Origin of the sequence: Delftia deserti (assembly GCF_042653485.1) — a bacterium.
Lineage (GTDB): Bacteria > Pseudomonadota > Gammaproteobacteria > Burkholderiales > Burkholderiaceae_C > Comamonas > Comamonas acidovorans.
The window spans coordinates 625,583-650,053 of the sequence record NZ_JBHSIH010000001.1; the positions used below are offsets into that span (position 1 = coordinate 625,583).

A 24,471-nucleotide genomic window follows, 5' to 3' on the forward strand; every position below is an offset into this window, starting at 1 on the left:
ATGATCATCGGCACCGCCGGCCACATCGACCACGGCAAGACCACCCTGGTGCGCGCGCTCACGGGCGTGGACACCGACCGCCTCAAGGAAGAGAAGGCGCGCGGCATCTCCATCGAGCTGGGCTATGCCTACACGCCGCTGCCCAATGGCGAGGTATTGGGCATCATCGACGTGCCCGGCCACGAGAAATTCGTGCACACCATGGCCGCAGGCGCCGTGGGCATAGACCACGCCCTGCTGGTGGTGGCCGCCGACGACGGCGTCATGCCGCAGACGCTCGAGCACCTGGACATCCTGCAGCTGCTGGGCGTGCGCGAAGCCACCGTGGCCCTGACCAAGGCCGACCGCGCCACGCCCGAGCGCCTGCAGCAGGTGCGTGCCGAGATCGAGTCCCTGCTGGCGCCCACGGCGCTGGCCGGCGCCCCGGTCTTTCCCACCGCCGCCGCCCAGCCCGGTGATGCGGGCGTGGCGCAGCTGCGCGATCACCTCATGGCGCGCGCCCAGTCCATTCCCGCGCGCGCCAGCGACGGGCTGTTCCGCCTGGCCGTGGACCGCAGCTTCACGCTGCCGGGCCAGGGCACCGTGGTCACGGGCACCGTGTTCGGCGGGCAGGTGAAGGTGGGCGACACGCTGGTGCATTCGGCCTCGGGCACCGAGGTGCGCGTGCGCAGCCTGCATGCCCAGAACCAGGCCAGCGAGCAGGGCCTGGCCGGACAGCGCTGCGCGCTCAACCTGTCGGGCATTGCCAAGGAAGACATCACGCGCGGCGACTGGATGGCCGACGCCCGGCTGCTGCAGGCCAGCGACCGCATCGACGTGCGCCTGCAACTGCTGGCCGATGCGCCCTCACTGGCCCAATGGACGCCTGTGCATGTGCACATCGGTACGGCGCGCTGCACGGCCCATGTGGCCCTGCTGCAGGACCAGCCGCTGGGCCCGGGCGAACAGGCCATCGTCCAACTGGTGCTGGACATGCCCGTACATGCCCAACCCGGCGACCGGCTCATCGTGCGCAACGCCCAGGCCAGCCGCACCATTGCCGGTGGCAGCGTCATCGACCCCTTTGCACCCGCACGCAAGCGCCGCAGCCCCGAGCGCGCGGCCTATCTGCAGGCGCTGGAATCGCTGATTGCCACCGGGGACGCCAGCGCGCTGGTGCAAGGCGCGGCGCACGGCATTGCCACATCGCAGCTCATGCGCCTGACGGGCCGTGCATCGGTGGTCGCGGATGCCCGCCTGCACCGCCTCCCCCTGGCCGAGGGCGATACGCTGCTGCTGGGCGAGGCACGCTGGCAGCAGCTGCGCAGCCAGGTGCTGGACAGCATGGCGCGCTTTCACGAGAAAAGCCCCGACGAGCCCGGCGTGAACGCCGCACGCCTGCGCCGCATGGCGCTGTCGGGCCTGGTGCATGCAGGGCATGACGCGCTGTGGAAAGGCCTGCTGCAAGCCCTGCTGCAGGACGGCAGCCTGGCCGCCAGCGGCGCCTGGCTGCACCTGCCCGGCCACAGCGTGCAGCTGTCGGACAGTGAAAAGCAGATCGCCCAGAAACTGCTGCCCGCCATCGAGGCCGGCCGCTACGACCCGCCCTGGGTGCGCGACCTGGCCCGCGACAGCGCCACCGGCGAGGAAACCGTGCGCCAGCTGCTGCGCAAGCTCGCACGCCAGGGCCTGCTCTTTCAGGTGACCAAAGACCTGTTCTACTCCGCAGCCCGCATGGACGAACTCGCGGCCCTGGTGCGCGAGCTGGCCGCCTCCACCCCCAACGCCGAAGTCCAGGCCCACGCCTTCCGCGACGCCACCGGCCTGGGCCGCAAGCGCGCCATCCAGATCCTCGAATTCTTCGACCGCATCGGCTACACCCGCCGCCTGCGCGACGCCCACCTGCTGCGGCCCGATGTGCAGTGGACCACTGGCGCCACAGCAAGAATTTGAGGCAAGGGGCCGCTACAATGGCGAGCTTTGCTTCGCCACGGCGCCAGCAACCGGCGCGGCCCAAGGCGAGAGACACCGAGCAAGGGCCGCCCCGCCGCAAGGGTGTCGTCCCCCTCCCCCGCGAAGCGGGTAGAGAGGGGGAAGCGGCGTAAGCCGCTCAGGGGGAGCTTCAAGCCAGAAGGAAAGCATACGCACCCGGTGGTGCGCCCGGGCTTCAAACCCGGTCAGGGGCGTCAGCCGCTCCTGGGTAGGTTCGACTCCTGCTGCTTTCCGCCAATCCCTGCGACGCTGTCTCCAGCCAGGTTCCCGCTATTGCAAGGGAACGACGATGGCCACGCGGCGGTTCTCCGCCGCATCGCTGGGCACGACGGGCATGGCGCGGCCCAGGCCCTTGACCTCGATATCCTGGCGCGCCAGGCCGGCTTCGGCCAGCACATCGGCCACGGCCTCTGCGCGGCGCAGCGACAGGCGCATGTTGTAGGCATCGCTGCCGCGATCGTCCGTATGGCCTTCCACGCGCAGCCGCTCGATGCCCACGCCCTTGAGGGCACGGCCCAGCTCCAGCACCTTGGTGCGCGCCTGGGCGCCGACTTCGGCCGAATCAAAGCCGAACAGCAGCTTGCCCGACATCTGCAGCTCCCAGCCCTGGTCTGCCTGCGCAAAACCCTGGCTGCGCAGCAGCAGCTGCTGCTGTTCGGTCAGCCCCGGCGCCTTGGCCGGCGCCTGCGGCACCGTCTGGCAACCTGCCAGCGCAAGGGCCAGCACTGCGGCCGCACCTGCGCCGCACATCCGGATCCAGCTCCGTCGTTTCAACATTTCATCCTCCTGTGATTCGTTCGGCCTGGCGCATGGCCTTGGCCTGGTACATGGCCTGGTCTGCATGGCGCATCAGCGTCTCCATGCTCTGGCCATGCTTGGGAAAAAGGGCGACGCCCGCGCTGACCGAAGGCTGCAGCACCACGCCGTCGCCAACGACCAGGGGCTCGCGCATGGCGGCCTCTATCTTGTCCTGCACCATCTGCGCGTCGCCGCCGCCGCCGATGGGATAGAGCAGGATGGCGAATTCGTCGCCACCCAGGCGGGCGACCAGGTCGGTCTCGCGCACCTGCGAGCGCAGCCGGGCCCCCACCGCCTTGAGCAGCACATCGCCCACGGCATGGCCGTAGGCATCGTTGACCTGCTTGAAGCGGTCGTTGTCCAGAAACAGCACGGCCAGTTTCTGTCCGCTCTCCGCCGCGTTGTCCAGCGCCTGCTGCAGTCGCTGCTCGAAATGCAGCCGGTTGGCCAGCCCCGTGAGGCTGTCGCGCGAAGCCTGGCGCTCCAGCGCCGAATTTTGCTGCTGCAGCCGCTCATGGCGCGTCTGCAGCTCGGACAGCAGGGCGTTGAAGTTGTCGCCCAACTCACGCAGCTCGGCAATGCGCGCCAGCGGCACGCGCTGGTCCATGGATCGGTCATGGCGCACGGCCCTGGCCACGCGCGCCAGCTGCTGCAGCGGCTCGGCAATGTCGCGCAGCATGCGGCGCGACTGGCGCAGGCCCACATAGCCGCTGACGCCCACGCACAGCACCAGCACGATGAAACCCGCGCCCAGGAAGCGGACCAGGCCCACGCCATCGCTGGCCAACTGCACACTGCCAACCAGCCTGCCGTCCTGGCGCACATCGGCCTCGGCGCGCGGCAGGCCAATGCCCACGGCCAGCAGCTCCCCGATGCTGGACAGCGCCGAGCCACCGTGGCCAGACCACTGCACGAACGGGCGGCCCTCGGCATCGAAGACCTCGGCATGGGCCACGCCTTCGCCACGCAGCAGCTGGTCCAGCACGCGAGCGGCCTCGTCGCGGTCACCGAAGACCAGTGATGCCTCGACCGTATAGGCCAGCGAACGGGCCACCAGATGCAGGTTGTTGGACAGGTACAGGCGCAGGGTGGCCACGCCGACGATGAGCAGCAGTGCCCCCGCCAGCGCGATGGCCACCGCCGCCATGCGCAGGTGCGCGCGGCGGATCACGTTGCGCAACGAGGCATTGCCGGACAGGGACAACTTCATGGCAAGGTCCTGTGGCGCGCCAGTTGCAGCACCTTGGGATTGACACGCAGGCCGCTGCGGGCCACGGAGTCGAGGCTGACCTCGAAGCCCGCGCCCTCGCCACGGCGGCGCAGGCAGAACATGGCGCCTATGCGGCACAGCTCGCCCCGCTCGCTGATGGTCAGCAGCGGCCGCCCGGCCAGCTGCTCCATGAGCTTGCGCCAGGCAGCCTCATCGAGCTGGCCGGCATAAATTCCCTCGCATTCGAGCAGGGCGCGCGCATCGACGGGCACCACGCGCCGCACTTCCAGCCGCTGGCTTCCCACGGTCTGGGGAGCGCCATTGAGCAGGTCGTCGGCATATTCGGTGGAGCCCACCACGCACAACCGCAGCACGGGGCTTTCCGTAGGCCAGCGCGTGTAACCCAGGATGCCTACGACGGTACGCGTCACCCCCAGCTCATGCTCATCGGCCGGTGGCTCGGCATGTGCCTGCCCCACCAGCCCCGCCTGCAAGGCCAGCAGACCCACGGCCAGCCAGGCCCGGGCAGACAGGCCTTTGATCCTGCAATCCATGCCCCACCTGCGGTATGTGTGATGTATGCGATGTGTGCGAGTTGCCAACCAGGGCTCCTTGAACGGAATATCCATGCATTGCGCCACGCTGGCGCATCGAAGCATTTTTTCACATATCGCCTCCATCGGGCGGCCGGGGCCTGTCACACCGGAGCGCCCATGACGGGCCAATGCGGCAACACATCAAAGTACAGAGGCAGGCAACCGGTAGTGATAGCCGTAGAGCGCCCGGAAGCCCAGGCTTTCATACAGCCCGCGCGCCACCATGTTGGGCGCACGCACCTGCAGTTCGGCCCATTGCGCACCCTGTGTCTGCCCCCAGTGCATCAGGCCATGCACCAGCGCCCGGCCCAGTCCCTGGCCGCGCAGCGCAGGCGTGATGACGATGTCATACAGGCCCACGCAGCCGCGCTCCACGACGGCCAGGCCAAACCCGACCACCTCGCCACCCACCCCACCGCCCACTTGCAGCGAAGCAAATGCAGCGGGCCAGGCAATGGATTGCAGCATATGGTGGTGCGCCTGCCGGTGCAGCTGCGGCACGGCGCCGGCCTCGGCAAAGCCCTGCAGCCAGGCCGAGCCTGGCTGGGCTTGCATGGCAAGGGTACAGCCCTGGTCGTTCGCTGGCGGCGCCATGTCCGTCAATGCAGCACGCATCACCAGGGAAGGGTCGGCCAGCAGGTAGCCGGCCTGCGCCAGTTGCGCATCCGCCTCGGCACTTGCCAGGGGCGAGAGGCGAAAGATGGCAGGCAGGCCCTGGCGCTCGTAGAAGGCCTCGATCTGCGGCAGCAAGGCGTCAAGGCGGGCACCGGGCTGCTGGGCATTGGCCGAGTTGGCGCGCTTGGTATGGCCCTGCGCGGCGCGCAGCAGCCAGTCCCCGCAGAGCACGGTGCGCTGGGCCGGCCAAGCGTTGAAGCCGCGCTGCTCCACGCCGACCACGGTCCCGGCATCGCAGTGGGCAGGCACGGCGGCATGAGTGAAAGACTTGGACATGCCCGCTTGTACCATGGCCACCCGCCGTGCCCGCCCATAATATGGCGCGCCGCCGCGCCGCCGCGCTGGCGGCAGGCACTCTTTCCCACTACTGCGATCGCCGCCGATCGCCGGATTGCTCCATGACCACAGACACCTCCCAAGCTCCCCGACTCACCTCGCTGTCCCATGGCGGCGGCTGCGGCTGCAAGATCGCGCCGGGCCTGCTGGCGGAGCTGATAGGCAAGAGCGCGCTGCCCAAGCAGTTCTTCCCGGACCTGCTGGTGGGCACGGAGACCGCTGACGACGCCGCCGTCTACCGCATCAATGACGAGCAGGCCATCGTGGCGACCACGGACTTCTTCATGCCCATCGTGGACGACCCGTATGACTTCGGCCGCATCGCCGCGACGAATGCGCTGTCCGACATCTACGCCATGGGCGGCCAGCCTCTGATGGCCCTGGCCATCGTGGGCATGCCCATCAATGTGCTGCCGCACGACACCATTGCCAAGATCCTGGAAGGCGGCGAATCGGTCTGCCGCGATGCCGGTATTCCGCTGGCCGGGGGCCACTCCATCGATTCGGTCGAGCCCATCTACGGCCTGGTGGGCATAGGCATCGTCAACCCGCGCCAGATGAAGCGCAATGCCGATGCCCAGGCTGGCGATGTGCTGATCCTGGGCAAGCCGCTGGGCGTGGGCATTCTGTCGGCCGCACTCAAGAAGAACCTGCTGGACGAGGCCGGCTACCGCGCCATGGTGGAAGCAACCACCCTGCTCAATCGCCCCGGAACCGCCCTGGCAAGGATCGAGGGTGTGCATGCGTTGACCGATGTCACCGGCTTCGGCCTGCTGGGCCACGGCCTGGAGCTGGCACGCGGCGCGGGTCTCACGGCACGCATCGACAGCCGCAGCCTGCCCGTGCTGCCCACGGTGCAGGGCTTTGCCGAGCAGGGCGTCATCACGGGCGCCTCGGGCCGCAACTGGGCCTCGTATGGCGCGCAGGTTGCGCTGGGCGCCGGCATCACCGATGCGCAGCGCGCGCTGCTGACCGATCCGCAGACCTCGGGCGGCCTGCTCGTGTCCTGCGCGCCGGATGTTGCCGATCAGGTGCTTGCACTGTTTGCCGAGCAGGGCTTTGGCAGTGCCGCCATCGTCGGCCGCATGGAGGCGGGCGAGCCGCGCGTCATCGTGGACTGACGGCCGGCGCATTCCAAAAGCAACGGGGGCCGAGGCCCCCGTTGCTTTTTGCACTCCCGGTGAACCGCCAGCGAACCGGCGGCCCGTCACCGGGTCACAGGTTGCTTCACTCGCTCACGGTCTGCGTCTTGTAGGCCGGGCTGGCCTGGATGGCACTGTCGGTGAACGGCAGCTTGAGCCATTGGCGTGCGCCATAGGCCTTGGTGTAGTCCACGTAGTGGGCCGAGGCAGGGTCGTCCGACAACGAGAAGGTCAGGAAGGTATGGGCCTCCACACCGGCCGACGGGAAGCTAACCACCTGCATGTAGCTGTTGCCATGCGGCTGGCCATCCATGCTGTAGCCGCCCTGCTCTATCTTGTTTTCCGAGCAGGTGATGGTGAAGTAGCCCACCTCGCCGCAGCCGCCATACAGCGCGATCTTCTCGCCGCCGCGCTGCGAGAACAGCACGGTGCCGCGCGCCGCATCCATGGCAAAGCCGCTGGCCTGCACGGCCTTCACTGCTTCGGCGAACGCCTTTTGCAGCGCCGCCTTGGCGGCGGGCTTGATGCCACGCGGCGTGTTGACGGGGTCGGCCGCATCGAAGGGCACGGCATACAGGTCGGCCGATTTGATCTGGCTGGCCACGCGCTTCCAGAACTCATCCCAGACATGGGAGCCCCTGGATGCCGCCGTGCCCGTGCCGTCCCAGGCCTGCAGCGCCGTGCAGGCAGCCGATACGTCCACCGTTTCACCCGCCGAGGACACGGGGCCTGGACAGACCTGGGCCAATGCCTCGTCCTTGAAGCGCGCGCTGTAGACACGGCTGTCCAGCACCATCTGGCGCACGATGTCGCTGGTGGCCAGCTTGCCCGGATAGCCGTCCGTGCCCGCCAGCCGCTGCAGCGCCATGGTGTGGCCCAGGCGCGTGCGCAGGCTCTGGGCCGACGAAGTGGAGCCGAAGATGGCCGGATAGCCGGTCAGCGGCGCCGAGGCATTGGACAGCCAGTAGCTGTCATTCATGTTGCCCACGTAGTCGCTGCGCAGCAAATTGGGCATACGTGCGGGGCCGATGGCGCCCGCCTGCACCGAATCCGCATCCGAACTCCAGTCGCACTGGCTGCTGCCACCGGCCAGCACCGGCACCTGGGGCAGCGCCGCGTTGATGGCGGCCGAGGCGGGCGTGGCACAGGCCTGCAGCTGCGCGGGCGGCACGTTGGGCACGGCGCCGATGTCGGCATACCAGACCTGGGCGTTGCCGCGCCCTGCGGCCACGGTGTTGACCCAGGGAATGGCCGACTCCTCCTTCTGGATGCGGATGAACTCGTCCAGCGACTTGGCCTGGTTCCAGCGCAGCCAGTTGCGGAAGGTGCGGTAGTTGTAGGCGTTGATGTCGCGGATGGCGAACACGCTCTGCGTGGTCCAGCCCAGCGCCGGGTCCATGGCGCCCAGGTTGACCACGGGGCCGTGCACGGTCTTGTACAGCGTGCGCGTGACCTGGTCCTGCCCGCCGGAGGCATTGCGCACGCTCACGGTGATCTTGCTGGCCTGCATGGCCTCGGTCTTGCCGTCGCGCACATAGCGGGTCGGATCATTGGGCGCCAGCTGGTACATGAACAGGCCGAAGCGCCGCGCCGTGGACACGGTGTGGCTCCAGGCCACGTCGTTGTTGAAGCCGATCAGCACCATCGGGATGCCCAGGAAGCTGGCGCCACTGACATCGATCTCGCCGGGGATCGTGAGCTGCGATTGATAGAAGCGGTCCGGCCCCTTCCAGTACCAGTGCGGATTGCCGAACAGCACGCTGCTGCCGCCGCCCGTGGCCTGCTGGCCAAAGCCGTACATGTTGCTGCCGATGCCCGTGGTGCCGCCTACCTGCAATGATGGCGCCACCACCTGGCCCGGCTTGAGCGCGGCCAGCTGCGTCGCGGCCGGCCGGGCCTTCGCCGGCTTGGCCGAGGCCGTTGCTGCCGCAGCCGCTGCAGGCGGCACGGCATTGGCGATCTGGGCCACGAAGTTGCTGTAGCCGCCGGCCAGATTGGCCGTGTACATGCGCCGCCAGATGTCCTGCGCGGTGATGGCCTGCACCCACGGCTGGCCCGCACAGGCCGCATTGGTCTTGGCCCCGGCCGGGGTCTCGCGCACCACGCGGTTGTAGCCGGCCACGAAGCCATCGACCAGTTGCTTGAGCTTGTCCGGCTGGGCCTGGATCATGGCGGCCACGGCGTCATCGGAGACGACATGGCGGAAGAAGAAGTCCGAGTCGAGATTGCGCGGCCGGTCGATGGTGCTGTCGTAGACGGCCTGGGCATCGCCGCCCAGGTAGCGCGAGCGCTCCCCGCGGTACGTCAGGAAGGAGTCGGCCATGGTGCACAGGTTGTCCTGCGCCTGGGCATAGCCGGCGCCATAGCCCAGGCCCGTCCAGTCCTTGGCCTTGATGTGCGGAATGCCCATTTCCGTACGGCGGATCTCCGCGCTGTACTTGCTGCTGGAGCCGTCGCCCGAACCGCCGCAGGCCGCCAAGGCGGCCAGGCAAATCAATGACAGGGGCTTCCATCCACTGCGAACCGCTGGGTACATGCTTTGTCTCCTGGTGTTATGCGTACACAAAGAAAGGCCCCTGTTTGTACGGGGGCCCGCAACAGCATAGGAGGGCCGCGAGGGACTGCCTACCCGGCAGTTTCACTAGCAGATGTCAGAGACGCGACAGTGGTTGCAAAGGTTGCAGCGCACCCGTCAGGCAGCGGATTCGCCCAGCTGGCTCAGGGCCGCCGTCGTGCGCCGGTCGATCTTGCGGCTGAGCACCACCGAGGTATAGGTCTGCTGAATGCCGTCGATCAGGCCGATGCGGTCCAGCAGCGCATCGAGCTTTTCATTGCTCTCGCAGCGCACGAACACCATGTAGTCGTACTGGCCGCTGACGGCAGAGACCTCCTCGACCTCGGTGAAGCGGTTGAGCGCCTGCATGACCAACGTGGCCGTCTTGGGCTGCACGCGGATGCCGCAATACGCCCGCACGGCAGACTGCTCCACGCGCGCGCCAAGGCGCACGCCGTAGCCGGCGATCACGCCCTCTTGCTCCAGCCTGGCAATGCGCGCCACCACCGTGGTGCGCGCCAGATTCATCTGCCGGGCCAGATGCGCGGTGGAGGCGCGCGCATTGGTCTGCAGCAGACGCAGCAGCTGGCGGTCGGTTTCATCAAGACGGTATTCCATGCGGTTCCCTGGATTTCAATGGCAAGCGCCCATGGAGGCCGCCCGGATGTGGTTCAACATTTCGGCAGAGATTTCTACCATTGTGGCGATTTTATGCGTCGCACATCGTCGCTTTATCAACAGGAGTCGCACTCTTCCTGGTACCACGGTGGCTGGACTGCCTGTCCAACCCTCGCCAAGCAGCAGCCACTCGAACCGGCACCACCAGCTCTTGGGATATTCATCAGAAACAAAAGTAACTAATTACAAATTTTTGGTGCAACAGAAAGCAGGGACCACACAGGGCCCTGACTGCGGAATCACATGAATCTTTAGCATGCACTCCATCTTTCCTTCGAAAAAGCTGCGCGGGGCGCGCCGCAGCCACTTGCGCGGTGCTGACCGGGCGCACCGTCGCCTGCGAAGCGCCTTCATCGCGTGCTGTATGCAAGATGGATCAGTACTTGCAAATACATGCATTTCCGCTAGATTGGCCCTGCAGGCGTAAATCTTGTGTACTCAAGTTACCCCCGCGCCTCTTGTCTGATCTGCCCCGAGGAGGATTTCCTGTTCCCGCTGCCCGCCGGGCCGCTCGTTCACCACCATGACAAGGGCATGGCCGCCATGCCCGACGAACGCGCGAAGAGCCCGGTGCCTCCATTTCGGTCTCCACAGGGGAGACATATGCCACATCGCGCCGTATCCGGAGATCCGTGGAGCCTTCCACAAGCTGCAACGCCCTGGCGGGACAGCTTTGTGCTGGGCGGGGTGCTGTTCCTGTGCTCGGCCGTGGCGCTGGGCCTGCGCTCTCCGGGACATCTATCGTCTCTGTGGCTGTCCAACGCCCTGCTGCTGGGCTGGATGCTTCGCAGCCCTACCTACAGCCATAGACATGGCTGGACGGCCGCCGCCATTGCCATGGCGCTGGCCGAATGGCTTTCTGGCAGCCCGCTGGACCAGACCCTGTGGCTGACCTTTGCCGACCTGGCCGCCGTGGCCTGCGGCTGGGTGATGATGCGGCGCCTGCCGCAGCGGGTGCAGCAGATGCGCTCCCCTTCCTCGGTGCTGCATCTGGTGATGTGCAGTCTGCTGGTGAGCGTGGTCGGGGCCGTGCTGGGCTCGGCAGGCATGCACCATCTCATGCATTGGCCCTGGCAGCCCATGATGGCCATGTGGTTCAGCAGCGAGTTGATGCACATGACCCTGTTGCTGCCTGTGCTGCTGAGCCTTCCGGAAAAGCTGGAGCCGCTGTCCTGGCGCAACCAGCCAATCAAACAAACTGCGCAGGCCTTGCTGCCGCTGCTGGCCCTGGCGATTTCCGAAGCCATTGCCATCTACCTGGGCGGGCCAGGCGCGCTGTCGCTCACCATGCCGGCCATGCTGCTGTGCGCCATGCGCTACCGGCTGTTCGTGGTCGCCCTGCTCAATCTAGTGAGCTGTGCCATCAAGCTGGCCACGTTTTCCAATGTGTTGTTCAGCTCGCCCGGCACAGAGCTGGAGACCACGTTCTCCTTTCGCCTGGGCCTGGCCATGCTGTCGATTGGCCCGCTGGCCGTGGCCTGCACGCTCATGGCCTTCAAGGACATGCTCAGCAAACTTCGCCATGCGGTGAACCACGATGCGCTGACCGGACTGCTGGCACGCACCAGCTTTCTGGAGCGCGCACAGCGCACGCTCGAGCGCCTGCAGCGCGAGCGCCAGTCGGGCGCCATGCTGATGCTCGACCTGGACCACTTCAAGCACATCAACGACCGCCATGGCCATGCCGCTGGCGACCGGGTACTGCAGGAGATATCGGCCCGCCTGTCGCAGGCGCTGCGCCCGCATGAACTCATAGGCCGCCTGGGCGGCGAGGAGTTTGCGGTACTGCTGCCCGGTGCCGACTGCGTCACGGCCAGCGCCGTGGCCCAGCGGCTGTGCGAGGCCACGCGCGAAATTCGCATCGACATGAGCGATGGCGCAGCCATCTGCCCCACGCTGAGCATTGGCATAGGCTGCACGAACATGGCCTGCCCTCCGCTGGGTTTGAGTGCCTTGCTACGCATGGCCGATACGGCGCTGTACCAGGCCAAGGCCAGCGGCCGCGACCGCTACTTCGTGGCCGGAGAGCGGCCGGGCGAGACTGACGCACCGGCCTTCGCCTGCGAGCATCCGGGCGGCGCCAAGGCGGCCTGACCGCCCGGCCCCCGCCTTGGCGCCGCCCGCGCTCAGCGCAGGCGGCGCATGCCGCTTCCTGCGCTGCCTGCACTCGCCTCTTCGAGCTTGAAGCCCGCCACCGCCTGGGCCAGCTGCACGGCCTGTTGCTGCAGCGACTGCGCTGCGGCTGTGACCTCTTCCACCAGGGCGGCGTTCTGCTGCGTGACCTGGTCCATCTGGCCGATGGCGCTGCCCACCTCGGCAATGCCACGGCTTTGCTCCTGACTGGCGTTGCTGATCTCGGCCACCAGCGTGCTGAGCTTGCGCACGCCGTCCACGGCCTGGTCGATAGTGGTGCCCGCATTGCGCACCAGGCGGCTGCCCGTGTCGATCTGGCCCACGGAATCATCGATGAGCGCCTTGATCTCCCTGGCTGCCGTGGCGCTGCGTTGCGCCAGCGTGCGCACCTCGCTGGCGACCACGGCAAAGCCCCGACCCTGCTCGCCGGCGCGCGCCGCTTCCACCGCCGCGTTCAGCGCGAGGATGTTGGTCTGGAAGGCAATGGAGTCGATCACGCCGATGATGCTTTCGATCTTGCGTGCCGAAGCCTCGATGCCACCCATGGTCTGCACCACCTGGCCCACGGCCTCTCCGCCCTGCGTGGCGATCTGCGAGGCGCTGGTGGCCAGCTCGCTGGCCTGGCGGGCATTGGCCGCGTTCTGCTGCACGGTTGCCGTGATCTGCTCCATGGCGGCTGCCGTCTGCTCCAGCGAGCTGGCCTGCTGCTCGGTGCGTGACGACAGGTCCTGGTTGCCGCCCGCAATCTCTGCCGACGCCATGCGCACCGATTCCGACGACTCGCGAATGCGCAGCAGCACCGTGGCGATCTTGTCCACGAACTGGTTGGAGGACTGGCCGATCTGCGCCAGCTCATCCCGGCCGGCAGAGGTGAGGCGGCGGGTCAGATCACCCTCGCCCGAGGCGATGTCCTGCAGTGCATCGCGCGCCACGGCCAGTCGGTTGAGCATGCGGCGCAGCGCCACGGTCAGCAGCACCGCTGCGCCCAGCACGGACAGCACGGTGATGAGGGCGGCCACCTGCAGCAGCGCACGCACCGAATGCGTGGCCTGAGCGCGGTCGATCACCACGGCCAGCGTCCAGGGCGTGCCCTCGACCTTGGCGGCGTAGACCATCTGCGGCTCACCATCGAGCACCAGATCGGCGCGGCCGCCCTGCTCGGCCAGGCGCTTGATCAGCGCGGCATCGAGTTCAGGCGCAATCGCCGAAGCCGGCTTGAGCGCCAGCTCAGGCTTGGCGTAGGCCAGCAGGCGGCCTTCGCCATCAATCAGAAAGGCAAAGCTCTTTTCCTGGGGACGGATGGCGGCCACTTTCCTGGACATGGCGGCCAACCGCACATCAGTGCCGACAACGGCCGTGATGGCACCCGAGGCACCGACCGGATCGACAAAGCTGATGGTCAACTCGCCGGTGCTGGCATCGACATAGGCCGGCGTCACGCCCGGCCGGCCTTCGCGCACGGCCTGCTTGAACCAGTCGCGCTGGGTGCCGTCGTAGTTCGCCGGCATGGGATGGGTGAACACGGCGCGCTTGTCGGCATGGACGAAATAGGCGTCATCGAAGCCGCCAGCCTGCTGGCCTGCAAGCAGGAAAGGGATGGGGTCCGGCTGTTCCACCGCCTTCTTCAGTGAGCCGGTGATGCGCTGCTTGTCCTGAACCCAATCGGTCAGCGTGGATGCATGGGCCTGCGTGAGCTGGCCGATGTTTTCGTCGATATCGGACAGCGTGCTGCCGCGCGCCGTCCAGAAGGTGGCCATGGACAGCGCGAACAGCGCGGCCACGGTGATTGCTACGCAGATGAGGATCAGGCGGGCACGAAGTGTTTGAAACATGATGCGTAGTGAAGGCAAAACGAGGGCTGTGAATGCCCACCGAGCCTATCCGAGACGCATCGGCCGCCAGAGCTCGAAGAGTGCGTACTTGCCCTTGTAATTGCCCGCTTCTCCCGGCAAAGAAGCCCGGTGGCTAGCGCCTTCGTGCAGGCACTGCATTGCTGGCAGCGCCACCCAAGCCGCAACCGTCAGCTTTTTGCAAGAACTGGTCACAAGCTTGATGGATGCGTGCTATAGTGTCAATTTGTAACACAGATATTGTCCGCCCTGCCTGCTGGACTTCTCTGTCGCAAACGCCAGAGCCTTGCTTCCAGGACCCTGCCGTTTGCGCCGCGCACCCTGTGTTTTTCCCTCCCTCATATTTTTGGGGTGCACCACGCGGCCTTTTCTTCCCCTGCATGGACCGCCATTGATCGAGAGCGGCCTCCCACCGGGGGCCGGCAGGGAGCCGGACAAGAAAGTGTTTCACCTTGATACAAAAATGCCGATAAGAAGGCAGATCTGTCACTCAAGGGAAGAGAAACATGAAGCGATGCATCATCAAAGTGGCCGGCGCCTGCTACACAGCCCTGTTCCCCAGCACCTGCGCCGCTGTGGCAGACGCGATGGCTCGGTTTCCATACGCCACAAAAATCAGCGTCCGACTTGCCTAGACTCAGGCAAGATGGGAACCTGTTCTCAAACAGGTTTCAGGCAATACGCCTGTCGTCGTCCGGGTGTTGCGCGGCAGTGTAGGCTCACTTTGCCAAAAGTCTCGTAAGATTCCTTTATATTGGCAGATCAACATCCATTGATATACATGACTACCGACTACAAGACACTGCTGCAGCAGAAAGCCCATCTCGAAGCCCAGATCGCCGAAGTGCTCAAGACCGAGAAGTCCGGAGCCGTTGCCCAGGTGCGCACCATCATTGACCAGTACGGATTGACCGAGGCCGACGTCTTCCCTTCGTCCAAAGCCAAGGCTGGTGGCGGTTTCCGCGTGGTCGGCATCCCCAAGTACCGCGACCCGGCCACGGGCGCGACCTGGACCGGCCGTGGCAAGCAGCCCCGCTGGATCGAAGGCAAGGACCGCACTCCCTTCGCCATATGATGTCCGGCGCAACCCGCCCCCTGGCAGCCACCAAGCCGCGACAGAGCCCGCCAAGTGCGGGCTTTTTGCCGCCAGAAGTAACGGGTTAACCCTATTGCTCAGAAGTTACAAATTCTTCAATGTAGTGCTGATGCGTGAGCCGACGGGTGCCGGCATGTTTCGGTACCCAAGCAATCACAACAAGGGAAACGGCAGGTATCACACAGGGAACCGTCCTACAACCCTGCTCTCCAAAATCATGTCAGCCACGCCTTTGCGGCAAGCGCAGGCCATGTGGATGCAACCACGCAGCAGCAAAGTCCAGGTGGCCACTGGAGCGATCCGCAGACACCACGAACCATTTTCCAGCCGGGCCAGGGAGACTATCTCCTCCCTCCCCTCTCACTGACTTACCCTGGCAGGCCCGCAAGGGCACCGGCTTTTCTCTTCAAGGACCGCCCTCGGGCGGTCCTTTTTTCTGCGTGTGCTATTGCGCCTTGGTACGGGTCAACGCAAGGCTGGCACGGCATTGCCCACCTTGAACACTGCCACCATGCCCGACAGGCGCTGCGCCTGGTCGCTGAGGGCGGCCGCAGCCGCTGCGGATTCCTCCACCAGTGCTGCGTTTTGCTGAGTCATCTGGTCCAGCTGGCTGACTGCCTGGTTGACCTGGCCAATGCCGTCGCGCTGCTCCGTGGAAGATGCCGTGATCTCGCCGATCATGTCCGAGACCTTGCGCACGCTGCCCACGATATCGTCCATGACCTGACCGGCCTGGGCCACCTGGGCCGAGCCTTCCTGCGCGGCGTCCACGGAGGTGCTGATCAGCACCTTGATCTCCTTGGCGGCCTCGGCACTGCGATGGGCCAGGGCCCGCACTTCACCGGCCACCACGGCAAAGCCGCGGCCCTGCTCACCTGCGCGGGCCGCTTCCACGGCAGCATTCAGCGCAAGGATATTGGTCTGGAAGGCAATGGAGTCGATGACACCGATGATGTCGGAGATGCGGCGTGCGCTGTCGCCGATGCGATCCATGCTGGCCACCACATGGCCCACCACGGCGCCGCCGCGCTCGGCGGCCTGGGCGGCGCTGCCGGCCAGATGATTGGCCTGGCGCGCGGTGTCGGCCGCCTGGCCCACGGTGGCGGTCAGTTGCTCCATGCTGGCGGCCGTTTCCTCCAGATTGGATGCCGTCTGCTCGGTGCGCGAAGACAGGTTGTGGTTGCCCGCGGCAATCTCGGTGGATGCGGTGGAGATGGAATGCACGCTGTCACGCACCTCCGTCACCAGCCCGCGCAGCCGCGCCGCCATGCCCGAGACCGAGCGCAGCAGGTGGCCGAACTCGTCCTTGCGACTGTCATCGGCCGACACCGTGAGGTCGCCCTGGGCGATGGCGTCCGTCAGCTGCACGGCACGTTCCAGGGGGCGGGTGATGGCCCGTGTCAGCACCAAGGCCAGCGCCAGGCCCGCCAGAAGGACCACGCCCTGGACGATCCAGGCCAGCACGCTGGCCTGCTGCCGGGCGGCCTGGGCCTGCTCGCGGGCTGCATCGCGCTGGCTGCGCTGCAGTTGCACGAAGACTTCCAGCGAGTCCACGTAGCGGCCAATGGCGCCCAGGTACTGCTGCTGGACGAACTCGCGGAATGCCGCTGCATCGCCGGTCAGCTTGATCTCGCGCGCCCGCTTGTTCAGTGCCAGCACCTCGGTGCGGATGGCGGCAATGCGCTCCAGCGCCGCCTTGTCGGCATCGCTGGCGCCCTTGACGATCTCGGCCTGCAGCTTGGTGATCAGTGCCGAGCCTTCCTTGACCCGGCCGTCGAGCAGGCGGGTCAGTTCCTCATCGGTGGAGGCATTGCCGGCCAGCACCCGCTCGCCCGTAGTCTCCGTTGCGCCCTTCCATTGAATGGCCAGGCTGATGCGGCTCTCGTACTCGGACAGCGTCTGCATGCCGTGGTCCATGGCGCGGGCCGCCGCAAACTGTGCCCACAGCGATACCGCAAGCATCATCGCCAGCAAGCCGCCCAGCGTGCCCCAAAGCTTGGCGGACACGCTCCATTGATCAAATTTCATTCGTAGCACTCTCGTCGGAAAAACCGAATACAGGAAAGGTGAAACAACAGGCCGCGCACATCAGCGGCGACCGTTTCCCGGCGCAACGCCTTGCCATATCGGCATAGGCCACCAATCCGGAAAAGATGACCTGCTCTTTCGTCACAAATGCCCGGGACTTGAGGCCACGGCATGGGCAGGCCCGATATCGCCAGCCGTGCACAACGCGGAACATGCGCACATGCAGCCGCCGGCACCGTGGCAACGGATGCAAAATGGACCGGCGCTCCGGAATGCAGCACCATTCAATGCCGCAATCGCGAAGCTGTCGCCACCCGCACCTGCAAGTGCATAACACGCTGTGGATGTGTCACTCGATACCGATCGCCTCTATGTATTGATTGCGCCGCTGAGCATCCTGCTGCTCGGTTGCACGCTGGCCGTGTGCTGGCTGGTGCAGCGGCGCCAGCGCTACCTGCTGTGGATGGCGGGCGGATACGCCCTGGTTTCCCTGGCACTGGCCTGGCAAAGCCTTGCACCCCGGGAAGAACTGCACCACTGGGCCGTATTCACGGGCGCCATGTACCTGTTCGGCACCTGGTGCTTCGCGCGCTGCATGGCGGGGCGCTATGGCGTCTCGGCCCATCCCTTGCTGGGGCTGCTCATAGGCGCCGTCGTATTGGCTGCGCTGTACTACTACAGCCGGGTCCAGGTCGATCTGTGGGTGCGCGTGCACTGGCTCAACACCGGCCTGGGCCTGCTGCAGATGCTGCCGGCGCCCGCGATGCTGCGGCGCCGGCCGCCGCAGGACTGGCTGGAGAGAATGCTCTATTGGTCCTACGTGGTGTTTGCCGGCTACACCGCTGCCCGGCCGCTGCTGGTGCTGGCCCTGGGCAGCACCGACCTCGACGAGATTGCACGCTCCACCTACTGGCTGGTGACCCTGGTCAGCACGCTGTCGTTTGCGCTGCTGTTCACCCTCATGCTGCTGGCCTGCACGGTGCGCGATGTCTTCACCGCGCTGCGCGAGGAGCGCAACCACGACTCGCTGACCAACCTGCTCAACCGCCGTGCCTTCCAGGAGGCTGCCGAGCTGCGCCTGGCCGATCCGCACATGGCCCCGATCTCCGTGCTGATAGGCGACATAGACCACTTCAAGCGCATCAATGACAGTTGGGGACATGACTGCGGAGACCGTGTATTGCAGGCCGTGGCCCAGACCCTGCGGCAACACGTGCGCAACGACGATCTGGTGTCACGCTTTGGCGGCGAGGAATTCGTGCTGCTGCTGATGCGCACCACGCCCCAGGAGGCAGAGCGCGTTGCCCAGCGCATACGCGCCCAGCTCAGCGCGGACGGCTATGTGCTGGCGGCCGGCCAGCGCGTCACCATCAGCTTCGGCATTGCGCCCGTGGCCGCCAACACCGCCTTGACCGACGCACTGACGCGCGCCGACGGCCTGCTCTACGCCGCCAAGCTGGCAGGCCGCGACCGCGTGCATGTGGCCACGGACCCCGGCCGCAGGATGCCGCAGACCGCCTGAAACAGACAGCGCGGTGCGCCTTCTTCGCGCGCCTATTCATCGAAATTCGTGGAAAAGAACAAGCCCGCCAGGGTATGGCGGGCTTGTTCTTGAAGGCACGGCGAATGCCTTATTTTTTCGCGTCCTTCAAGACTTCCTTCACATCGCCCAGCTTCTTCTGGGCCGTGCCTTCGACCTGCTTGGCAATGCCTTTGGCCTGTTGCTCCGGGCTGTCGATCAACTCGCCAGCCTTTTGCTGCACCTTGCCTGCGGCATCCTTGAGCGTGCCCTTGATCTGATCCGTGTTCATAGTTGCGTCCTTTGCTGCAAGAGCCTTCAAAAAGGGATAGGTTGTTCAAGACCCAACGCAACGATACGCGCGGCAAACCGGAGCGCGCGCCAGCGCGCTGCAACGATGAGCGTGGTCTGGGGCCTACAGCCTCGGGGCTTCCTGCTGGTGCGACGGGCCTGCGCGCCGCCCGTGGCCTTGGGCTGAGCTGCAGCCTCACCCGCTTCGGTGCACAGGCGATCGAGCGCTTCGGTCTCAGGTCCGGGCCGGCCTGGGCCGTGTCGCCGGCTTCATCCAATTCGAAACTGCGCGATGCTCGTGCGTACGAGCACTGCACCCCAGACCTGTTGCGCAGGAACACAACCATGCCGGACACAGACATGCACGACTGCGCGCGCCTTGCGCAGGGCTGAGCGTGCTGCCACAGATGTAGGCCGACCTTCAGGCCTGCTGCAAATCATTGACCGCGTGAACGACGACGAGATGAATGGCCCATCCCCTATGCCGCGAGCTACCTGCTCAGGGCGGCCAAGAGATTCTCGGGTGCGGCGCCGCAGGCATAGCGGCCTGCGCATCGCCGCCTGACCTCACTCCTCGTGGGTCCACTCCACCCGCGCGCCCAGGCTGCGCAGGTTCTCGACAAAGTGCGGATGCGCACGGCGAATCGGCGTGGCGTTGCGGATCTCCGAGCGGCCTTCGATGCTGCTGGCGACCATGAACAGCGCAATCGCCACGCGGATGATGTAGGGGCTCTCCACCACGGCCGGCGTCAGCGGATTGCCGCCAAAGGTGACCACGCGGTGGGGGTCAGAAGAAAACACATGGGCACCGAACTTGGACAGCTCGCCCGTCCAGCCCAGCGCGCCATCGTAGATCTTGTTCCAGAACAGCGCATTGCCCTGCGCATGCACGCCCAGCGCAATGAAGATGGGCAGCAAATCTACCGGAAAGTATGGCCAGGGAGCAGCTTCCACCTTGGTGAGCACATTGCTGGTGAACGGCGTCTGCACCTTCAGCGGCCCCGAGCGCAGTGCGCGCGACCAGCCATTCTTGTGCTCCACCTGCACGCCAAACTTGGCGAAGGTGCGGTCGATCAGCGGAAAGTTGTCCGGCGTGCTGTTGCGCACCTCCACATCGCCGCCCGTGATCGCGCCCAGCGCGAGAAAGGTGGTGATCTCGTGGAAGTCTTCCTCGAAGGTGAATTCGCCGCCGCCCAGCGGCGCACCGCCACGCACCGTCAGCCGCGAGGTACCGATGCCGTCGATGTGGGCGCCCATCATCACCATGAAGCGACAGAACTCCTGCACGTGCGGCTCGCATGCCGCATTGGTCAGCATGGACTCGCCCTGCGCAGCCACGGCGCACAGCACGAAGTTCTCCGTGGCCGTAACCGATGCGTAGTCCAGCCAGTGGCGCACGGCCTTGAGCGGCGCAGCACTGTGGATCAGCAGGGAGCCGCTGGCGCGCTCCACCTCACCGCCGAAGGAGCGAAAGATGTCCACGTGCGGATCGATCTCGCGCACGCCCAGCGTGCAGCCCTTGACGTTGTCCTCCAGCCGCGCCACGCCAAAGCGCGCCAGCAGCGGCGGCACCAGCATGATGGAAGAGCGCATTTCCTCGGGCAGGCGGTGCGAGGACGCGTCGAAGCGCGTGTCGCGGTGGTGCAGCTGCAGGGTGCGCGTGGCCTCGTCCAGTTGCACCTCGCTGCCCAGCGTGCGAAAGATGTCGAGGATCTTGCGCACATCCGTGATGTCCGGCACGCCATGCAGCCGCAGGGGCTGATCGGTCAGCAGCGTGGCGCACAGAATCGGCAGCACGGCATTCTTGTTGGCAGAGGGAACGACGCGGCCGCGCAAAGGCGTGCCGCCGTGGACGATGAGATTGGACATGGGGTGCAGCGCAAGCGGCGAAAGGACAACGCGTGATTCTAGGGTTGCCAGCCCGCTTGGCGGCTGCGCAGCGGCTGTGCGCACCCGCTGTTTCAACAGGTTTCGTCTTTGGGCCGCCAAGCCGACAACAAAGCGTCAGGCTCGGCCCTGGACTTCGTGTCCGTAGACGATGAAACCACGGTGCTCGGCCACTTGGTCATACAGCGCACGGCCTGCCTCGTTGGAAGATTGCGTCTGCCAGTAGACTCGGCGCGCTCCCGCCTGGGAGGCCTGTTCGTAGACCGCGTGGATGAGCGACTTGCCTATGCCCTGCTTGCGCCGGCGTGCATCGGCAAACAGATCCTGCAAATAGCACACGGGCTCCAGCCGCGTGGTACTGCGGTGGAACAGGTAGTGCGCCAGGCCCACCAGCTCACCCTCGCTCTCGGCCACCAGCGCAAACACCGGCTCCAGCGGGTTGAGAAAGCGCTCCCAGGTCGCCTGCGTGATGCCCTCTGGCAGCGCCGTCTCGCCAGCGCGCCCGTAGAAGGCGTTGTAGCCCAGCCAAAGAGGAAGCCATTGCTGATGGTCTGCCTGTGTAACGGGCCGGATCTGAAGCGTGGGAACGGACGACATGGAACTCCTGGCAAATGGGGTGAGGACCCCGGATTCTAGGGACTGCCAGCCGCCACCAAGCAGTTGCCGGCGCACTCCTCACACCTTCTGAAGATCTGCGGCCAAGCCGCACGGCACGTCCGCAAAACACATACGCGGCGTACAGACCCGGCCTACATGCGACCACAAACTTGACCCGCACCGAAACGCCGCGAAACCAATTGAAATAAACCCCGTCAGAGGCTGCGCTCCGGCAAGGCTTCAGAAACCACATGACGGAGATACAAGATGCATCGAGTCGTTCCCACAGAAAGCTTCAACCCGGATCCGGATGCCCGCTACCACCGCAGCCTGCTGGAAGCCTTTCCCGTGCGCGGCGGCCAGCAGCTATTGCTGCTGCGCATGGAGCCACGCCCCCTGCTGGAACGCCTTTCCATGCTCGGGCTGCGCATTCTGGACCGCATCCGCAATTGAGCGGGCAAGAACCATAGCAACTGCCGAGAACTGCACGATGCGCCATCTCTTCCTCGTTTTCCTGTGGTCTGCGATCTGCGCCATCTCCTTTGCGGTGGCGATGCTGGCCAGCCCCATGTTCAGCCACGCCATCTGACAGCTGCGCCGCCCTGCGCTCGCCTGCGCCCCAGGTCCTTGCGCCGCAGCCACAAGACCGCCAGATTTCCGAGCCACCTTTTTCTCAAGATCCCAAGGCGGATTTTTCTGCCCTCCTTCTTCTGACTTTGAATGCAAATGGAGCACTACACTGGTGCACCAGTCCATTTGCCCGCAAAGGAGTTGCCGTGAAGAAACGCAGATTGCAGATTCATCCCGTAATGGGTGCATTGCTGATGGGATTTTCCGGCCTTACGGCCCTTTCCAGCACCTGGGCATGTACCCGCCTTGTCTTTCTCGGTGCGAGCGGCCAAGTCGTCACCGCGCGCTCCATGGATTGGAAAAGCGACATCGTCAGCAATCTCTGGGTGCTGCCGCGTGGAATGGAGCGTACAGGCAAGGCAGGCCCGAACTCCTTGCGCTGGACCTCCAGATACGGAAGCGTCATCACCTCGGGCTATGACGTATCCACCACCGACGGAGTCAATGAAGCCGGCCTGAACGCCAATCTGCTCTGGCTGGTGGAGTCCCAATACCCGGCCTTCGGGACCGGCAGCAAGCCTGGCCTGACCATCGCAGCCTGGGCGCAATACGTGCTCGACAACTTCGCCACCGTCCAGGAAGCCGTTGCGGCGCTGGAGAAAGAACCTTTCACCATCGTCTCCGACAACGTTCCCGGAGAAAACCGGCTGACGACGCTGCATCTCTCGATGTCCGACGCCACCGGCGACAGCGCCATCGTCGAGTACATCGACGGCCGGCAGGTGATACACCACGGCCGGCAATACCAGGTCATGACCAATTCGCCGACCTTTGATCAGCAACTGGCGCTGAACACCTATTGGCAGCAAGTGGGCGGCACCACCATGCTGCCCGGCACCAATCGCGCCGCTGACCGGTTTGCCCGCGCGTCGTTCTACGTCAACGCCATCCCCAAAAATCAGGACCCCAACAAGGCCCTTGCCAGCGTCTTCAGCGTGATCCGCAACGCTTCGGTGCCCTACGGCCTGAATACGCCCGAGGAACCCAACATCTCCTCGACCCGCTGGCGAACCGTGTTCGATCACCAGCGCAAGCTCTACTTCTTCGAATCAGCGTTGACACCAAACACCTTCTGGATAGACCTCAAGGCACTCGACTTCAGCCAGAAAACCGGCAAGGTGCTCAAGCTAGATCTGGGAACGGACCAGAACCACACCTTCTCGGGCGATGCCACGCGGCAGTTCCAGGAATCAGTGCCGTTTCAATTTCTGGGTCTCTGAGACGACGGCTCCATGCGGCGCTGTCGCAACAATCAATCGGCATGATTTTCCCATGGACCGGCATATCGCAATTGCTTCAGGTATTTTTTCATCCATGACGTCTTCAGCGAATATCATGAAAAATCCGTGCATGGAGAAAGAATATTCGAGACAGCTTTTCGTGCAAGCGAAACCACCCGATGGACAGGTATTCCCCGCGCAGCCTGCGGTCAAATCTTCCGTCGGTCCCGGTCTGCCACGGCTAGCCGGTCTCGTTGAGCATCGTGGCGGTCAACCTCCTCGATCGTCTGGCAGCCTGCATGCAAGCGAGGCGATCGGTGCCTCCTAGAAAGGACCAGCATGCTTTGCAGAATTTGCGCGGCCGCGTTTTTCGCTTCCATCACGCTTGCGCAAGTGCCAGCGATCGCCCAGGCGGATGTTCCCTCCACTGCGGTGAACTTCAAGAAAGGCACGTCGGGCGCCACTGTTCAAGGCAAGCTCCAAGGCAACAAGGTACAGGCGCGCGACTACATAGTGCGTGCGGGTGCCGGGCAGAAGATGACCGTGCACATGGAGACGAAATCCACCTCCACCTACTTCAACGTGCTGCCACCCGGCAGCGAGGAAGCGCTGTACCGGGGCGAGGTGGCAGACGGACCCACATGGACCGGTGCATTGCCCGCCAGCGGGGACTACCGTGTGCGTGTCTTCCTCAACCGCGCAGCCGCCCGCCAGGGCAAGTCATCGGCGTACGTGCTCAAGATTTCGGTAGTGAATTGACGGAGCGCGGCGTCCAGCCAGCCCAGGATCTGTTCGTCCTGCAGAAACGCGCAAGGCATGCCCGTTCGCGCCCGGCATCTTGGCCACCTGGCGCAAGCCCTTTGCATCGAATAACAGGCGCACTCCGGGAACTTTGGGTCAGGAGCCATGGCCTGCAGCAGTAGTTCATCATTCCCTACAGCCCGGAGCAAAACGGCATGGTCAAGCGCGTGATCAGAACGCTCAAAGACCCATGCGTGCATCGCCACCGGCTCGAAACCCTGCAGCACGCCCGCCGCGTGATCGCAGACTGGATCGGCTTGTACAACCACCGGCGCCCTCACCAGGCTGGCGACGAAGACCCCCGCGGAGGCATATGCTTTAGCCGCCTGACCTGTGCAGAAACCGCTGGGTCAATACACCCGAAGGTGGCCGGTAAGTACATGCATCGGCAACTGGTCAGCGTCTGGTGTACGCATCGGATATATTCAACTCGAAACGATTGACATAATTTTCAAGGTC

At 65.3% G+C, this 24,471-nt stretch carries 20 protein-coding genes and 1 tRNA gene; 10 read left to right on the forward strand and 11 right to left on the reverse strand.

The annotated features are described in order from the left end of the window. Together selB and ACFPFG_RS03105 are read left to right on the forward strand one after the other, a co-directional pair. A complete protein-coding gene (gene selB, locus ACFPFG_RS03100) occupies window positions 1-1,932 on the forward strand; it encodes a selenocysteine-specific translation elongation factor (RefSeq protein WP_380104988.1) in 1,932 nt (643 codons plus the stop codon). 180 nt (window positions 1,933-2,112) lie between these two features. Next, window positions 2,113-2,208: transfer RNA gene (locus ACFPFG_RS03105), tRNA-Sec, on the forward strand. A 33-nt stretch (window positions 2,209-2,241) separates the two neighbouring features. Here ACFPFG_RS03105 and yfiB read toward each other — a convergent pair. The 4 genes from yfiB to ACFPFG_RS03125 all read right to left on the reverse strand — a co-directional run bounded on the left by yfiB (window position 2,242) and on the right by ACFPFG_RS03125 (window position 5,541). Continuing rightward, window positions 2,242-2,748 (reverse strand): outer membrane lipoprotein YfiB, encoded by a 507-nt coding sequence (gene yfiB, locus ACFPFG_RS03110; protein WP_183017844.1) that lies wholly within the window; start codon window positions 2,746-2,748, stop codon window positions 2,242-2,244. Between the two features lies 1 nt (window position 2,749). Further along, on the reverse strand, window positions 2,750-3,979 hold the full coding sequence (dgcN, locus tag ACFPFG_RS03115) for a diguanylate cyclase DgcN/YfiN (protein WP_183017843.1): 1,230 nt from the start codon (window positions 3,977-3,979) through the stop codon (window positions 2,750-2,752). After that, complete coding sequence (gene yfiR / locus ACFPFG_RS03120) at window positions 3,976-4,533, reverse strand: regulatory sequestration protein YfiR (protein WP_183017842.1); 558 nt, start codon at window positions 4,531-4,533, stop codon at window positions 3,976-3,978. The genes dgcN and yfiR overlap by 4 nt, the downstream gene beginning before the upstream one ends. A gap of 183 nt (window positions 4,534-4,716) precedes the next feature. Continuing rightward, window positions 4,717-5,541 carry a GNAT family N-acetyltransferase gene (locus ACFPFG_RS03125; protein WP_380104991.1) on the reverse strand — a complete coding sequence of 275 codons (825 nt, stop codon included), beginning with the start codon at window positions 5,539-5,541 and terminating at the stop codon, window positions 4,717-4,719. A gap of 107 nt (window positions 5,542-5,648) precedes the next feature. On the opposite strand from ACFPFG_RS03125, the gene selD reads away from it, so the two are divergent. Continuing rightward, the gene (selD, locus tag ACFPFG_RS03130; RefSeq protein ID WP_312379082.1) at window positions 5,649-6,707 is read left to right on the forward strand and encodes a selenide, water dikinase SelD; all 1,059 of its coding nucleotides are present in this window, start codon (window positions 5,649-5,651) and stop codon (window positions 6,705-6,707) included. Between the two features lie 106 nt (window positions 6,708-6,813). Here the strand turns inward: selD and ACFPFG_RS03135 are convergent, their stop codons facing one another. Continuing rightward, entirely contained in the window at window positions 6,814-9,264 is a 2,451-nt protein-coding gene (locus tag ACFPFG_RS03135; RefSeq protein WP_380104993.1) for a penicillin acylase family protein, read from the reverse strand. Between the two features lie 156 nt (window positions 9,265-9,420). After that, window positions 9,421-9,900, reverse strand: a complete 480-nt coding sequence (locus tag ACFPFG_RS03140; RefSeq protein WP_183017838.1) for an Lrp/AsnC family transcriptional regulator — start codon at window positions 9,898-9,900, stop codon at window positions 9,421-9,423. 663 nt (window positions 9,901-10,563) lie between these two features. Here ACFPFG_RS03140 and ACFPFG_RS03145 point away from each other — a divergent pair. Further along, window positions 10,564-12,054: a GGDEF domain-containing protein gene (locus ACFPFG_RS03145; protein WP_380104996.1), complete on the forward strand. Its 1,491-nt coding sequence runs from the start codon at window positions 10,564-10,566 to the stop codon at window positions 12,052-12,054. A gap of 32 nt (window positions 12,055-12,086) precedes the next feature. Here ACFPFG_RS03145 and ACFPFG_RS03150 read toward each other — a convergent pair whose 3' ends face one another. Further along, on the reverse strand, window positions 12,087-13,925 hold the full coding sequence (locus ACFPFG_RS03150) for a methyl-accepting chemotaxis protein (RefSeq protein WP_380104998.1): 1,839 nt from the start codon (window positions 13,923-13,925) through the stop codon (window positions 12,087-12,089). Window positions 13,926-14,724: 799 nt separating this feature from the next. Here ACFPFG_RS03150 and ACFPFG_RS03155 point away from each other — a divergent pair. Then, a complete protein-coding gene (locus ACFPFG_RS03155; RefSeq protein WP_183017835.1) occupies window positions 14,725-15,018 on the forward strand; it encodes an H-NS histone family protein in 294 nt (97 codons plus the stop codon). 486 nt (window positions 15,019-15,504) lie between these two features. Here ACFPFG_RS03155 and ACFPFG_RS03160 read toward each other — a convergent pair whose 3' ends face one another. Next, complete coding sequence (locus ACFPFG_RS03160) at window positions 15,505-17,067, reverse strand: methyl-accepting chemotaxis protein (protein ID WP_380105000.1); 1,563 nt, start codon at window positions 17,065-17,067, stop codon at window positions 15,505-15,507. Window positions 17,068-17,413: 346 nt separating this feature from the next. Between ACFPFG_RS03160 and ACFPFG_RS03165 the strand changes: the two genes are divergently transcribed. Further along, a complete protein-coding gene (locus tag ACFPFG_RS03165; protein ID WP_380105002.1) occupies window positions 17,414-18,589 on the forward strand; it encodes a GGDEF domain-containing protein in 1,176 nt (391 codons plus the stop codon). Between the two features lie 109 nt (window positions 18,590-18,698). Here the strand turns inward: ACFPFG_RS03165 and ACFPFG_RS03170 are convergent, their stop codons facing one another. The 3 genes from ACFPFG_RS03170 to ACFPFG_RS03180 form a co-directional block, all read right to left on the reverse strand. Further along, a complete protein-coding gene (locus ACFPFG_RS03170) occupies window positions 18,699-18,878 on the reverse strand; it encodes a CsbD family protein (RefSeq protein ID WP_012205309.1) in 180 nt (59 codons plus the stop codon). Between the two features lie 566 nt (window positions 18,879-19,444). After that, entirely contained in the window at window positions 19,445-20,746 is a 1,302-nt protein-coding gene (locus ACFPFG_RS03175) for a UDP-N-acetylglucosamine 1-carboxyvinyltransferase (RefSeq protein WP_183020568.1), read from the reverse strand. A gap of 135 nt (window positions 20,747-20,881) precedes the next feature. Next, window positions 20,882-21,361 (reverse strand): GNAT family N-acetyltransferase, encoded by a 480-nt coding sequence (locus tag ACFPFG_RS03180; protein WP_380105005.1) that lies wholly within the window; start codon window positions 21,359-21,361, stop codon window positions 20,882-20,884. A gap of 267 nt (window positions 21,362-21,628) precedes the next feature. Here ACFPFG_RS03180 and ACFPFG_RS03185 point away from each other — a divergent pair, with 267 nt between their 5' ends. From ACFPFG_RS03185 to ACFPFG_RS03200, 4 genes are all read left to right on the forward strand, one after another. Next, window positions 21,629-21,814: a hypothetical protein gene (locus ACFPFG_RS03185; protein ID WP_197956409.1), complete on the forward strand. Its 186-nt coding sequence runs from the start codon at window positions 21,629-21,631 to the stop codon at window positions 21,812-21,814. A gap of 323 nt (window positions 21,815-22,137) precedes the next feature. After that, window positions 22,138-23,211 (forward strand): linear amide C-N hydrolase, encoded by a 1,074-nt coding sequence (locus ACFPFG_RS03190; RefSeq protein WP_232245832.1) that lies wholly within the window; start codon window positions 22,138-22,140, stop codon window positions 23,209-23,211. Window positions 23,212-23,643: 432 nt separating this feature from the next. Continuing rightward, window positions 23,644-23,970: a hypothetical protein gene (locus tag ACFPFG_RS03195; protein WP_232245833.1), complete on the forward strand. Its 327-nt coding sequence runs from the start codon at window positions 23,644-23,646 to the stop codon at window positions 23,968-23,970. Between the two features lie 197 nt (window positions 23,971-24,167). Beyond that, window positions 24,168-24,455 (forward strand): integrase core domain-containing protein, encoded by a 288-nt coding sequence (locus tag ACFPFG_RS03200; protein ID WP_380105008.1) that lies wholly within the window; start codon window positions 24,168-24,170, stop codon window positions 24,453-24,455. Window positions 24,456-24,471: the final 16 nt, after the last annotated feature.

Excerpts from the sequence above, each read along its gene's own strand:
- selB (WP_380104988.1), top strand. The coding sequence starts at position 1 with ATGATCATCGGCACCGCCGGCCACATCGACCACGGCAAGACCACCCTG.
- yfiB (WP_183017844.1), bottom strand. The coding sequence starts at position 2,748 with ATGTTGAAACGACGGAGCTGGATCCGGATGTGCGGCGCAGGTGCGGCC.
- dgcN (WP_183017843.1), bottom strand. The coding sequence starts at position 3,979 with ATGAAGTTGTCCCTGTCCGGCAATGCCTCGTTGCGCAACGTGATCCGC.
- yfiR (WP_183017842.1), bottom strand. The coding sequence starts at position 4,533 with ATGGATTGCAGGATCAAAGGCCTGTCTGCCCGGGCCTGGCTGGCCGTG.
- ACFPFG_RS03125 (WP_380104991.1), bottom strand. The coding sequence starts at position 5,541 with ATGGTACAAGCGGGCATGTCCAAGTCTTTCACTCATGCCGCCGTGCCT.
- selD (WP_312379082.1), top strand. The coding sequence starts at position 5,649 with ATGACCACAGACACCTCCCAAGCTCCCCGACTCACCTCGCTGTCCCAT.
- ACFPFG_RS03135 (WP_380104993.1), bottom strand. The coding sequence starts at position 9,264 with ATGTACCCAGCGGTTCGCAGTGGATGGAAGCCCCTGTCATTGATTTGC.
- ACFPFG_RS03140 (WP_183017838.1), bottom strand. The coding sequence starts at position 9,900 with ATGGAATACCGTCTTGATGAAACCGACCGCCAGCTGCTGCGTCTGCTG.
- ACFPFG_RS03145 (WP_380104996.1), top strand. The coding sequence starts at position 10,564 with ATGCCACATCGCGCCGTATCCGGAGATCCGTGGAGCCTTCCACAAGCT.
- ACFPFG_RS03150 (WP_380104998.1), bottom strand. The coding sequence starts at position 13,925 with ATGTTTCAAACACTTCGTGCCCGCCTGATCCTCATCTGCGTAGCAATC.
- ACFPFG_RS03155 (WP_183017835.1), top strand. The coding sequence starts at position 14,725 with ATGACTACCGACTACAAGACACTGCTGCAGCAGAAAGCCCATCTCGAA.
- ACFPFG_RS03160 (WP_380105000.1), bottom strand. The coding sequence starts at position 17,067 with ATGAAATTTGATCAATGGAGCGTGTCCGCCAAGCTTTGGGGCACGCTG.
- ACFPFG_RS03170 (WP_012205309.1), bottom strand. The coding sequence starts at position 18,878 with ATGAACACGGATCAGATCAAGGGCACGCTCAAGGATGCCGCAGGCAAG.
- ACFPFG_RS03175 (WP_183020568.1), bottom strand. The coding sequence starts at position 20,746 with ATGTCCAATCTCATCGTCCACGGCGGCACGCCTTTGCGCGGCCGCGTC.
- ACFPFG_RS03180 (WP_380105005.1), bottom strand. The coding sequence starts at position 21,361 with ATGTCGTCCGTTCCCACGCTTCAGATCCGGCCCGTTACACAGGCAGAC.
- ACFPFG_RS03185 (WP_197956409.1), top strand. The coding sequence starts at position 21,629 with ATGCATCGAGTCGTTCCCACAGAAAGCTTCAACCCGGATCCGGATGCC.
- ACFPFG_RS03200 (WP_380105008.1), top strand. The coding sequence starts at position 24,168 with ATGGTCAAGCGCGTGATCAGAACGCTCAAAGACCCATGCGTGCATCGC.